Source organism: Tangfeifania diversioriginum (assembly GCF_900141875.1).
GTDB classification, from domain to species: Bacteria; Bacteroidota; Bacteroidia; order Bacteroidales; family Prolixibacteraceae; genus Tangfeifania; species Tangfeifania diversioriginum.
In genome coordinates this window covers 1-12,146 of sequence record NZ_FQZE01000033.1, presented here as the reverse complement: position 1 = coordinate 12,146, position 12,146 = coordinate 1, and the positions used below count along the sequence as shown (strand labels likewise).

Annotated in this window: 11 protein-coding genes; 5 read left to right on the top strand and 6 right to left on the bottom strand. The window is 39.0% G+C overall.

What is annotated here, in order from left to right; translation table 11 throughout:
• The first annotated feature begins 54 nt into the window (after positions 1 to 54).
• From BUC07_RS17095 to BUC07_RS17075, 5 genes are all read left to right on the top strand, one after another.
• Positions 55 to 1,191: a glycosyltransferase family 4 protein gene (locus tag BUC07_RS17095; protein WP_073172507.1), complete on the top strand. Its 1,137-nt coding sequence runs from the start codon at positions 55 to 57 to the stop codon at positions 1,189 to 1,191.
• Between the two features lie 160 nt (positions 1,192 to 1,351).
• Complete coding sequence (locus BUC07_RS17090) at positions 1,352 to 2,107, top strand: glycosyltransferase family 2 protein (protein ID WP_073172503.1); 756 nt, start codon at positions 1,352 to 1,354, stop codon at positions 2,105 to 2,107.
• A gap of 694 nt (positions 2,108 to 2,801) precedes the next feature.
• Positions 2,802 to 3,863, top strand: a complete 1,062-nt coding sequence (gene mltG, locus BUC07_RS17085) for an endolytic transglycosylase MltG (protein ID WP_073172500.1) — start codon at positions 2,802 to 2,804, stop codon at positions 3,861 to 3,863.
• Between the two features lie 105 nt (positions 3,864 to 3,968).
• Complete coding sequence (locus tag BUC07_RS17080) at positions 3,969 to 4,673, top strand: hypothetical protein (RefSeq protein ID WP_073172497.1); 705 nt, start codon at positions 3,969 to 3,971, stop codon at positions 4,671 to 4,673.
• A gap of 10 nt (positions 4,674 to 4,683) precedes the next feature.
• A complete protein-coding gene (locus tag BUC07_RS17075; RefSeq protein WP_073172494.1) occupies positions 4,684 to 5,643 on the top strand; it encodes a sugar phosphate isomerase/epimerase family protein in 960 nt (319 codons plus the stop codon).
• 20 nt (positions 5,644 to 5,663) lie between these two features.
• On the opposite strand, the gene BUC07_RS17070 is transcribed toward BUC07_RS17075, so the two are convergent.
• The 6 genes from BUC07_RS17070 to BUC07_RS17045 all read right to left on the bottom strand — a co-directional run bounded on the left by BUC07_RS17070 (position 5,664) and on the right by BUC07_RS17045 (position 11,274).
• Positions 5,664 to 6,074: a putative signal transducing protein gene (locus BUC07_RS17070; RefSeq protein WP_073172491.1), complete on the bottom strand. Its 411-nt coding sequence runs from the start codon at positions 6,072 to 6,074 to the stop codon at positions 5,664 to 5,666.
• An 11-nt stretch (positions 6,075 to 6,085) separates the two neighbouring features.
• Positions 6,086 to 7,327 (bottom strand): cation:proton antiporter domain-containing protein, encoded by a 1,242-nt coding sequence (locus BUC07_RS17065; protein WP_073172488.1) that lies wholly within the window; start codon positions 7,325 to 7,327, stop codon positions 6,086 to 6,088.
• An 80-nt stretch (positions 7,328 to 7,407) separates the two neighbouring features.
• Positions 7,408 to 7,605, bottom strand: coding sequence for a hypothetical protein (locus BUC07_RS17060; protein WP_073172485.1), 198 nt, complete (start codon positions 7,603 to 7,605; stop codon positions 7,408 to 7,410).
• Positions 7,606 to 7,609: 4 nt separating this feature from the next.
• Positions 7,610 to 8,920, bottom strand: a complete 1,311-nt coding sequence (gene fucP, locus BUC07_RS17055) for an L-fucose:H+ symporter permease (protein WP_073172480.1) — start codon at positions 8,918 to 8,920, stop codon at positions 7,610 to 7,612.
• Positions 8,921 to 9,022: 102 nt separating this feature from the next.
• Positions 9,023 to 10,102 (bottom strand): mannose-1-phosphate guanylyltransferase, encoded by a 1,080-nt coding sequence (locus tag BUC07_RS17050; protein ID WP_073172476.1) that lies wholly within the window; start codon positions 10,100 to 10,102, stop codon positions 9,023 to 9,025.
• A gap of 248 nt (positions 10,103 to 10,350) precedes the next feature.
• On the bottom strand, positions 10,351 to 11,274 hold the full coding sequence (locus BUC07_RS17045; protein WP_073172473.1) for a PorP/SprF family type IX secretion system membrane protein: 924 nt from the start codon (positions 11,272 to 11,274) through the stop codon (positions 10,351 to 10,353).
• Between the last annotated feature and the right edge of the window lie 872 nt (positions 11,275 to 12,146).

Genomic DNA, 12,146 nt, shown 5'->3' with positions numbered 1-12,146 from the left:
AACACAAGCAATAAATTACAACGGTTGTAATTCATATATTAACAAGATCAATTGATGAAACATATATTACATATAAATTCGTACTACATAACAAATAAATTACATTCTGAATTAGTTAAATCACTGGACAAAAAAAGCTTAAAGCAAACCGTTTTTATACCTGTATGTTCAAACAAATTAATTAATGCCAACAATATTGAATCACTCAAATTTGGAAAATTAATCTACAGCAAATCTTTTAACTCACTGACTCGTTTAATTTGGCCAGTTAAAATGCTACAAATTTGGGCTTCATTCCAGAAAACTGTAAAAAAAATTGAGCGTCCAAACATTATTCATGCACACAGCTTGATTGTTAATGGTTTAATTGCTTGGCTATATTCTTCAAGATACAATATTCCGTTTTCAGTTTCAGTTCGGAATACAGATATTAACGTATTTCTGAAACGAAGTCATATATTCAGAAAACTAGCTGAAAAGATACTGCTTAAAGCTGACAGCATTATGTTTCTTTCGCCTGCATACCGTGATGTGCATTTAAAAAGAATAATTTCCGATGAACTATTTACAAAAATACTCCCTAAAACTTATATTATCCCAAATGGTATTGATTCTTTTTGGATTGAAAACAGTTCCAACAAAACTACTTTTATAACAAAAAATATTTGCAGGATACTATTCTCCGGTAGAATAGATGGTAATAAAAATCTAAAAGGTGTTATCGAGGCATGCAATATTCTAACTTCTAAAAATCAAAATATTGAAATTGTTGTTGTTGGGGATGGTCCCCTTTTAAATGACTTAAAAAAGAAGAATTATTCCTTTAAAGTCACCTTTCATGGATATATAAATGAAAAAGAAAAATTGAAAAAAATTTATCGTTCGTGTCAAATACTGGTTGTCCCTTCTTTTCACGAGACTTTTGGTTTAATTTACCCAGAAGCTATGACTCAAGGGCTTCCCGTAATCTATTCAAATAACCAAGGTATTGACGGGTATTTCCCTGATGGACATGTTGGATATGCGGTAAGTCCTAAAAATTCAAATGATATTGCAAAAAAAATAGAAATGATTATAACTGATTACAAACGAATTTCAAAAAATGCGAATTACGAATCGCAAAAATTCTCATGGGATTTAGTTTCTAATTATGTTATAAAAATGTACAAGGCAAGCATTACTTCTCAATAAATAAGAGATAGATAATATATATACACCAAATCAATACAAAAAAGAAAATGCTATGCTAAAAGTATGAAAGTTGAATAAAAAAATGACCTGATGCAAACAGAATTTAATTGGATAGACAGCAAATTATTAGTTTACACATTTCTCATTTATACTTAAACAGATGAGTAGGCATTCGAAAGTTTCAATCATCACCCCAACATACAACTCCCACCAATTCATTGAAGCCACAATTCAATCCATCCTCAATCAAACCTATACAAATTGGGAATTACTAATTACCGATGATTGCTCAACAGATGGTACCTGGGAGTTGTTGCAGAAATACCAAAGACAGGATGAACGGATTAAAATATTTAAGCTCAAAAGAAACTCTGGCCCTGGTATTGCCCGTAATAATTCCATCAAACATGCACAGGGTCGTTTCATTGCTTTTTGCGACAGCGACGACCAGTGGAAACCGGAAAAACTGGAAAAACAAGTTGAATTCTTAACGACAAACAATCTTGCTTTTACCTTTTCTGCCTACCAAAAAATTGATGAAAAAGGCGAAAAAGGTGGTATTGTAAATATTCCTAATGAAGTAAATTATAACCACTTGTTAAAAACATGTCCAATTGGCTGTTTAACTGCCATATACGATACGGATAAAATAGGAAAAGTTTATATGCCCGAAATCCGCAAAAGACAAGACTATGGATTATGGCTTAAAATCTTTCAGATTATTGGTTCCACCAAAGGTACGAATGAAAACCTGGCCTATTACAGAGTTCGTTCCAATTCCGTTTCAAGTAATAAATTTACAGCAGCAAAATACCATTATAAAGTTTTACGCCAGGTTGGGAAAGTACCTTTAATTAAAGCTTGGTACTATTTTTTACATTATGCACTAAATGGGGTTTTCAAATATTTGAAATAAAATTTCTTGCCTCTACCAAATTCGATGCCACCAAAGCACACAATTGCGGTTCTCCCGAAGGGACCACTAAGTGGAAATCCCCCTACACATTAAAATTAGAACGCACCCCCCAACGCCCTGAATTGCGGGATGGTAAAACGGCCATGCGTTGTGCACAAGCCATTATTACCGGCCCGGGATAAAAAAAACCGGAAAATCGTAGAACGGCAGCTTCCACGAACCTGTCAGCATCGGCACAACCTGACAGCGTTTAAGCTAAATTAAGAAACTGCAGGGCGGATAAAAAAATAACGCCGGTAATTGTGCCTCCCTACCCGCCAAGCGGTTCAATCCGCTAGGCGGATAGCCTGAAATAACGATACAATTTGCGGCGCAAACAACGAAACATTTTCAAGCAACCAGCTGCTTGCGCCTTGTGTTCGCGTCGCTCATCAAACCCTCGGTAATACAAACCGGGGGCTATTGTTAGTAAGCGACTTCGATGGTCCCTTTCTGGTGTAGGTTTATTGTTTATTATTCCTGTCGGACATAGTTTTAAATGTTATTTGTAAATTCGCAAAAAATGACAATTATGGCACAGGTATCCGGAATCGAATTTTAAAAAAACAACGACGGAGTTAAACTATATGGTTGAGTTGACCTCAAAAAATCATGGTAAAGTATTTGAACCTTTTTCAGAAAAACCAAATAAAGTATGACTTTGGATAAAAAAAATAAAATAATGCTGTTTCCCAAAATCGGGAAATTTATAATCATCTTCTTTTCAATAGCTTTTTTAATAGTTGCCGGCCGTGGTTATCAGTTGTACAGGTATGTGTTTGAAGAAAATGTAAAAACCGAAAATGCGGTAATCATTCCCGAAAATGCTTCGTTCGATGCTGTTATCGACACCCTGCAACACCACCACATTCTGGAAAATTACAAAGCCTTCAGGTGGGTTTCGAAAAAGAAAAATTACAACGATGCCATCAAACCGGGCCGGTATCTTTTCAAAAAAGGTGAAAATACCAATCAGATAGTGAATAAATTACGCGGCGGAATACAAGAGCCGCTGGAACTGACCTTCAATAATGTTCGTTTCAAAGAAGATCTGGCCGGCAAAGTGAGCCGCTACATCCAGGCCGATTCCCTTTCTGTTTTAAACCTGTTTAACGACACCCTTAAAATTGAAGAGTGGGGATTCACACCTGAAACATTTAAGGCCATGTTTATTCCCAATACTTACGAACTTTACTGGACAACTTCGGCCGATGCGTTTGCACAACGCATGAAACAAGAATACGAACGTTTCTGGGATTCCGCCAGAAGGGAAAAAGCAGCTGAAATAGGGTTATCACCGGTGGAGGTTTCCATACTGGCTTCCATTGTGCAGGCAGAAACCGCGAAAGCAGAGGAATTTGAACGGGTAGCAGGATTGTATATCAACCGGCTGCAAAGAGGAGTTGCCCTGCAGGCCGACCCCACCGTGAAATTTGCGGTTGGCGATTTTTCACTGCGAAGAATACTGAACAAACACCTCGAAATTGATTCGCCATACAATACTTACAAACATGCCGGACTTCCCCCCGGCCCCATCAATTTTCCGGAAATTGCATCGCTGGAAGCCGTACTCAATTACGAAGACCACAACTATATGTATATGAGCGCCCGTGAGGATTTTTCAGGATACCACAACTTTGCTGTTACGCTTTCGGAACACAACCGAAATGCAGCGAGGTACAGACGTGCCCTCGACGAACGAAAAATATGGAAATAAAACAAATGCTTTTATAAAACATATTTAAAAGAATGCTTTTCCCGTAACTTTCAATGAATTTATAAAGTATCAGTAATAAACTGAAAATCTTAAATTCTTTGAAAGATGAAATCAGAAAAAACATTAAAAGTCTGTGGCTCCATAACCAAAAAAGAATCGTTGGTAAGGCTGAAAAACGACACACTTGAACATACCTATGTGGCAGAAGCGAACTTACCATATGCCAATTATTACGGGCGTGTTCCGGAAACGCTTCAGCCCAATTCCCTCTTCCTTTTTACCGATAGATTTTACACGCTGGAAGAGGCGCTTCGTTTCACCCAAAATATTGATATTTGTGAACGAAACAGGGTCAACACTGCCAGTGCTCAAATCCAGTTTAAAACGCACCGTTATCCGGCCATTCGCATCCGCAATTTTCCCGACTACGAACACCTAAAAATGCTCCAGGAATGTTTCCTGAAACTGGGAATGAAGTTCGCACGAAAAATAAGCATGGAACCGGAAGCACTGGTGACCGTCAATAAATGTTTCACCCTTGAGAAAAAAGAGGAAGGAATTTATTTTGACAAAGAACTTCCAAACGAGGGATACATCACCGTGGAAAAACGACTGGACTATGAAAATTTTGACAGTTTGATGCACGATGTGTGGAACAACGGAAATTGCAAAATTTTTGACGGTGCCATGGGCGGATTTTTAATCGATAATCATGTTACCGATATGATTCGTATTTATTCTGAACATATTGACATTAAACTGCTTAAATGCATCAAAAAAGAAGTTGACAAGCAAATGCAGTCCTATTAATTTTATAAAAATGAAGAACAATAGAAGAAACTTTATTCGCAATTCGGCATTGGCACTGGCTGGCGCAGGAATTGCAGGATCAGGCGTACAGGCACAAAATCAGAAAAAAACAGCGGGAAAAAAAATTGAGCGAAACCCAATTGGCGTTTCCAGCTATTCGTTTTGGCAGTTTAACGGCCCAAAAGAAAATGCCCCCATTGAAGATTGCATAGAAAAAGCAGCCCAAATGGGATTCGACGGCATCGAGTTTTTACTGGTGCAAATGCAGTCGGAAGAAAACAGCTACCTGCAAAAGCTAAAACGTCAGGCTTTTCATGCCGGTCTCGACATAATGGGCTTTTCCACCCATCAGGGCTATGTTTTTCCCGAAAAAGAAAAACGGCAGTCGGAAGTTGAAAAAACAATTCACCAGATTGAACTGGCCTACAAACTTGGAATCCCAACCATGCGCCTGAACACCGGAAGGTGGGGCACAAGCGGTAATTTCGATGAATTAATGGACAACAAAGGAATTGAGCCGGTTTTGGAAGGCCACACCGAAGACGAAGGTTTTAAATGGGTGATTGATGCCATTGAACAATGCATTCCCACCGCCGAAAAATGCGGGGTTGTGTTGGGCCTCGAAAATCACTGGGGACTTGGCCGAACAGCCGAAGGAGTGTTGCGCATCGTTAATGCCATCGATTCACCGTGGCTGCAAATCACATCCGACACCGGAAACTTTCTGGAACGCCAGTACGAACAACTGGAAATGATGGCCCCGAAAACGTTTCTCATTCAGGCAAAAACCTATTTTGGCGGAGGCAAATGGTACACCCTCGACATTGATTACCCGCGGGTAGCCGAAATTTTCAAAAAAGTAAATTACCGGGGATATGTTTCGGTTGAATTCGAAGGCGAGGAAGACCCGATGACAGCCGTGCCCAAAAGCCTGGAAATGATACGGGATGCATTTACCCGGGAGGTTTAACAAACAACAGGTTAAGGTTACTACGCATTTTTAAATTTGTGGCCGCATTCACGGCACTCAAACTGACTTTTATTTAAAAGTTTCTGAGGATTGGGTGCGGTGAATAATAATGCACTTCCAATAAACATAAAAAATAGTTTAATGCGCGTCCCGAAATCCATTTTCAAACCAACATTTTGCGAGTGACATTCCGGACATTTGACCAGCGTTTCCGGAGTTTCCATTTCTCCTGTTTCAATCATAATATTTCTGGCGTGGTCAACCTTATCTTCAGGCACTTGCAACTCCACCAGAAACGAGGGAATGTGATTTAAAACCTGCGTGGTGAGTTCGTTTTTCAGGCGGCACTCAATTTCTTCCGACTCCAGCCGGCTTTTCAGCACAATCAAATCATTTTGATAGTGCGATTCTTTAATTGTTACAAATTTCATCTCATTCGTTTTTAAGGTAATCTTTCGTTTTCGCCCAAATTTGTTTCTGCTGCTGCAGTGTTTATGCCATCCTGATCTTTTTCTTTCCGCGTGGCAATTAACGATATGGCCATAATTAGGCCGGTTGCAATAATTACTACAAACAACACCCCGCTCTCAAAACCCTCGCGCCGGAGCGATTCGGGAATAGCAAAAAATAACAGAATGGAAATTAGCCCGCGCGGGGCAATAAAAACCTGTGATGCAATGTTTCTTTTTTCAAAAATATAATAGAGCAGAAACCGTAACAGATAGGACACCAGCAGAAATATTCCGCTGATGAGCCACACATAACTGCTGAGCAACGTTTCAAGCGGTAAAGTAATTCCAAAAACAACGAAAAAAAGTGTACGAACCAAAAACGATGTTTCGTTGATAATCATATTGAATTCATTGAAAACACTTTTTATCTTTTTATCGTTCAGCCAGACTTCCAGTTGCCGAAACAGCACAACCTTATGATTCCGGAGCAAAATACCGAACATCAGAATCATTATCAGCGATGAGAGATGCAGTAATTTACCCACAGAATACAGCAACACCAGCACCGACAAAAACAGAAAGAAACGGGCGCTCCCTTTTATATTCTGAATGAGATACAGCAGCACATAGCTCAGAATAACAGAAACGGCAACCGTGATAATGATATTCCCGCCAACAGCAAATGCAAGTTCATTTACCCCATCAACATCAAGGTTTTCAACAATCATGTAAAACACCATTATTCCAAGGATATCGGAAAAAGTACCCTCGTAGGTTAAAAATTCTTTCTTGTACCTACTAATATTTGTAACACTCGGAATTATAACTGAGCTACTTAAAACAGAAAGAGGAATGGCATAAACAATGGCCGAAAGAAAACCAATATCAGTAAAAAAGAGCCGGATGAAAAATGAAATGGCCAGTGACGTAACCACCAGCGAAATAAATGCAATGAGAAATGATTTCCAGATTACAGGCCATTTTTCACGCTTTAGCTCCAAATCGAGTGCAGCTTCCAGCACAATCATTATTACCCCAATTATACCTAAAATTTCCAGCGGACTGGAAAAATCAGGGGCAAAATCGTAATTCAACAAAATTTGCTGCATGCCTACCCCAAGTCCCATCAACAATAAAACGCTTGGGATATTGGTTTTCCTGGAAATTATATTAAATATAAAAGATACAATTACTATTGCACAAATTATGATAATAAATATATATGCATCCATAATTGCACTCTTAGCTAAATTTAATTGTCGATAAAGTTAACAAAAAGAGAAGATATTAGTTTTTTCAATATGGCCCCAAATCAAGACAAAATGTCTTTGGCTTTTCGCATATCAGATTCGGCAACCTGCAGTTCGGCGAGTGGCGATGGAACAGCATTAGTCACCTGATTGGGCTTCTCTTTTTTTATCCTGCAGTTAACGCCAATTGCCTCCAGCCGCCTTTTCAACTCTTCTAAATCCTTTAAATTATCCGCTTTTTTAACTGTAATATAACTCATAATTTTAGTTTTTAAATTCCATTTTTGGATGAACTTTCAACGTTCGGTAACCATAAACTGCTATTACTACAAAGCTAATAAACGGGAGGATAAAAGAAAAATTAACGGCAGGCAGCCACCCCACCCTGCCCAAATCAATAATGGCACCCTGCAGAGGTGGCATCAAAGCTCCGCCAACAATGGCCATTACCAGCCCCGCTGCACCGAGCGTGGAATCGTCGCCCAATCCATCGAGGGCAATACCGTAAATAGTGGGAAACATCAGCGACATAAAAGCGGAAGTGGCAACAAGCAAATACAAACCTGCCATCCCCTGAATGAGAATGACACCGGTTGTTGTTATCATTCCGCCAATTGCAAAAATCATGAGTAATCTGCGCGAATTGAAATATTTCATCAGCGCTGTACTGATGAAGCGGCTCGACAGGAAAATAACCATGGCCACAATGTTGTAATTCTGGGCTGTGGCTTTTGGAATCCCCAGGTTATCAGCATAATGAATGATAAATGTCCAGCACATAATTTGCACGCCCACGTAAAAAACCTGGGCAATAACACCTTCGCGGTACCTTACATTTTTAACCAATCGTTTGAATGAATCAATCGCTCTGATGGTATGGTCAGCATCTTCACGTTTGGGCATTTTCGACAACAAAATCAGGATAAACATTAAAATTACAAAAAAGCCTAAAATAATGTACGGATCGCGGATTATCTCCAGGTCGTTGGTACGGATTGCGGCTTGCTGGGCTTCCGAAAGCGTGGGGAAAATCAAATCGCCCGCAGCATCTCTCCGGTCAGATTCCAGGTGGGTTAAAATAAACTTTGAAGCCACAAACATCCCCAGCAACGATCCTAACGGGTTAAACGACTGAGCAAGGTTCAGCCGCCGGGTTGCAGTTTCCGGATCTCCCATAGCCAGAATGTACGGATTGGCGGTGGTTTCCAGAAATGCCAGACCAAAGGTTAAGATGTAGTAAGAAACCAGAAAAAATTCGAAAATCTCGAACTGCGCTGCCGGGAAAAACAGCAGCGCCCCAACAGCATAAAGGGCCAGGCCAACCAATATTCCTTTTTTATAGCTGTAGCGTTTTACAAAAAGTGCTGCCGGAATGGCCATTGTGGCATAGCCGCCGTAAAATGCAAATTGTACCAGCGCAGCTCTGGCATTAGATGTTTCCATAATGGTTTGGAACGCAGCGACCATTGGATTGGTAAGGTCGTTGGCAAACCCCCACAGGGCAAATAAACTGGTAATCAATATAAAAGGCAGTACTACTTTTTTTGAAACGACTGGTTTGTTCGATTGTTTCATTTTATCAGTTTTAATCCAATATTTTAAAAATCCTAAAGTGTAGATTAGTTTTTTAACCGGTAACCTGTAGTAACCGGTTTTGCCATATTTCTTGTGGAAATTTTAAAGAAAATGGTTTCTATTTTCTGCTTTAAGCTGATCAACTATCTTTTTCACATCCTGGGCATTCTCTTTTTTGCAAACCAGGGTTGCATTTCCGTCGCGCACCACGATAACATCGTCGAGCCCCACCAGTGCAACCAGGCCTTCATCGGTAAAAACATACGAATTTTTGGCATCCAGAAAAATTGATTCGCCATTTGAAGCATTCCCGTTTTCATCCTTCTCTTCTTCCTGGTAAACCGATTGCCAGCTTCCCAAATCATTCCAGTCGAAATTTCCTTCCACCATGTAAATATTCCGGGCATGTTCCATTATGCCATAATCAACTGAAATACTTTCAACTGCCCTATAGATTTCATCCAGCGTTTGCGGATATGAAGGCTTGCCAATGACTGCCTGAATTTTCCGTAAATCGCTGTACAAAGCGGGTGCAAACTCCCTGACGGCTTCCAAAAAAACCGATACCTTGAAGACAAACAATCCGCTGTTCCAGAAGTATCCGCCATCTTCCAGGTAAGTTTTGGCCGTTTTGAGCTGCGGTTTCTCCACGAACCGGTCAACTTTAAACTGCCTGATTGTTTCAGAACCCGTAATGTCTTCGGCTGTTTTTACATATCCGTAGCCTGTTGCCGGAAATGTTGGCCTTATGCCGATGGTAACAATTCCATCCTTTTCACTGGCAATTTTGGACGCAGCCAGCACCGTGTCGCGAAATAATGCGTGGTCGTTCACCAGATGATCAGAAGGTGAAACCACCATAATTCCCTCCGGATTTTCTTTCTCGGCAAACAAAGCTGCCAGGCCAATACAGGGCAAAGTGTTTTTACCAACCGGCTCATAAATCAGGTTTTCGCGGGGAAGCTCGGGCGTTTGTTTTTCCAGTTCGGTGGCCTGGTTTTTATTGGAAACAATGTAAATATTATCAGTTTCGGTAAATGTTGAAAACCGTTTAATGGTTGACTCCAGCAACGAACCTTCGCCAAACATATCGAGGTATTGTTTGGGTTTTACCGTTCTGCTCCGGGGCCAGAACCTTGTTCCCGAGCCCCCTGCCATAATCAGACAATACAAATTTTCCATTTTTATGAATTAAAAAAACAAATATGAATAATCTCCGCCAATGAAACAACACCTTACATAAAATCAAATGCCTGCAAAGCTTTGCATTTTAGAATTAATGCTGTAAAACACATATAATTCAATTTTGGCAGAATTGGATTTTAAAACAGCGGAAGAATGTATTAAATTACAGCTTAAACGACACACTGCATTTGTATTCTCCATGCTGCAACAGGTTTAATTACTATTTTGAACAGGGGAAGTAATTACTACAATTTCATTAAATCGTAGCTTAAAGATAAACCGTGTTCAGTGGGAAATTTATAATTGCCACTCTCCATTATATTTCTAAATACGCAAGAATATCCAATTCCAATACCGTTTTTAAATTTCCACCGGGCATGTACAGCAAATGTTTTTCTGTATTGATGCGATGCACCAACCCATAATTTATCATCGTAATGAAAATTAATTGAGGCATGATAGAAAAAAGGCTCATCGCTACCATCCAGGATTAGACTAAGCAACACAATTGGTTGTACATCAAATTTTTCAACAACTTTAATCTTGTACCCACTCATAAAATATAATCGGTCAGGAAAAGGTGTATAGATGTAATTATCCGCTTTTTCCGAGTTGTCAGTTAAATCAAATGTGAGGGTTTGCGGACTCGAAATACCAGCAAAAAACGTATTGGTAGAAAAATGAATCCCCAATCCGAATTTAAGGTAATTTTTAACTAAATCATTAGCCAACAGAGGGTCGTGTTCATCAAATACTTCATATTCAGTCAATGGATTTTTGTAATTAAAATAACCGCCCCTGATTCCAATATTAAGGCTACTCTCCGAATTGAAATTCCAATTATAGGAAAAATCGGTTGAAACCTGTAAAAAATCTTCCATCCAAAATCCATCATACTTTGCATTTATTCCAAATCCAATTTTATTTTCAACAGACCTGGTATAGGCAGACAACAGGTAAGTAAATTCAGGTTCAATGGCTTTACCCAAATCATTATATCCATAAGCGAATGCCCCAAAATCCCCGTTTTGTCCAATGGCTGCAGGATTAATTAACTGAGGATGAAACATAAACTGATCAAAAAAAAGTTTATCCTGACCGCTTATTGATTGAGAAAGAAAAAAAGCGACCACAAAAAGCAACCCGCTGCTATTTATAGGTTTTTTCATATAATGCTCTGTTAAACATTGATTTTATGCTGAAAAACTTAGGTTCATTTATTTTTAAGTACGAACTATTTTTCAATATTCGTCAAAAATATAAAAACCCGGGGTATTCGAAGATTTAGTCACTCCAAAGTTCAACTAATTTCCTATGCTCTAAATCATACAGATTTGTGCTTGAACAGATGAAAAATTTGGGACAATCTTTTTCATTTTGGGAAAGAGTTCATTTTACGTCTTCTGATAACTGTTTTACAATCAGCAAAAAAAATATGTGGCTTCATTATTGTTTATACCTTGAAACAAAAGGGGTAGAACTCTTAATTTGATTGGTTTTGTGTATAGGGTTTGTAAATCATCAATCATCTTCAAAAAGCGTCCATATTGTTCTGCCTCTTTTTTCTTTTTTGGGGATTCCTGTTTTGCAATTTCATTATTTATGGGTCACATTGAAAATCCGGTGGGCTTTTATGGAATTCACAAACATCTTACTTGCAGTTATCAGCTTAATCGATAGTTAACCATATTCTTATGAATTCTGTTTTAAACTTTTCTCCTTAGATGAGAAAAGTAACAAAAGAATCAAGAAAAAAATAAGCTTCCACCCACTCCCGACTTTCTTAACGGCTTTCATATTACAGCTACTTCAGCCTAAAAGTCGGTTCACGCCTACCCCGGCCCGCATTTTTTTCAGGCCCGCGCGCTTATCCTGATTTCATCAGGATTTTGCTGGCTTCTAACTTCCAGTTCTGCGGCCTATTTTCATCGAAACCGGAATTAATATAGGGTTTGCTGAAAAACTAACGATTTATTTTTAATAGGCATTGTTCAACTCCGTTATTAGCAGGTTGAAAATTCACTAATAATTCCATTGTCTG

Excerpts from the sequence above, each read along its gene's own strand:
- BUC07_RS17095 (WP_073172507.1), top strand. The coding sequence starts at position 55 with ATGAAACATATATTACATATAAATTCGTACTACATAACAAATAAATTA.
- BUC07_RS17090 (WP_073172503.1), top strand. The coding sequence starts at position 1,352 with ATGAGTAGGCATTCGAAAGTTTCAATCATCACCCCAACATACAACTCC.
- mltG (WP_073172500.1), top strand. The coding sequence starts at position 2,802 with ATGACTTTGGATAAAAAAAATAAAATAATGCTGTTTCCCAAAATCGGG.
- BUC07_RS17080 (WP_073172497.1), top strand. The coding sequence starts at position 3,969 with ATGAAATCAGAAAAAACATTAAAAGTCTGTGGCTCCATAACCAAAAAA.
- BUC07_RS17075 (WP_073172494.1), top strand. The coding sequence starts at position 4,684 with ATGAAGAACAATAGAAGAAACTTTATTCGCAATTCGGCATTGGCACTG.
- BUC07_RS17070 (WP_073172491.1), bottom strand. The coding sequence starts at position 6,074 with ATGAAATTTGTAACAATTAAAGAATCGCACTATCAAAATGATTTGATT.
- BUC07_RS17065 (WP_073172488.1), bottom strand. The coding sequence starts at position 7,327 with ATGGATGCATATATATTTATTATCATAATTTGTGCAATAGTAATTGTA.
- BUC07_RS17060 (WP_073172485.1), bottom strand. The coding sequence starts at position 7,605 with ATGAGTTATATTACAGTTAAAAAAGCGGATAATTTAAAGGATTTAGAA.
- fucP (WP_073172480.1), bottom strand. The coding sequence starts at position 8,920 with ATGAAACAATCGAACAAACCAGTCGTTTCAAAAAAAGTAGTACTGCCT.
- BUC07_RS17050 (WP_073172476.1), bottom strand. The coding sequence starts at position 10,102 with ATGGAAAATTTGTATTGTCTGATTATGGCAGGGGGCTCGGGAACAAGG.
- BUC07_RS17045 (WP_073172473.1), bottom strand. The coding sequence starts at position 11,274 with ATGAAAAAACCTATAAATAGCAGCGGGTTGCTTTTTGTGGTCGCTTTT.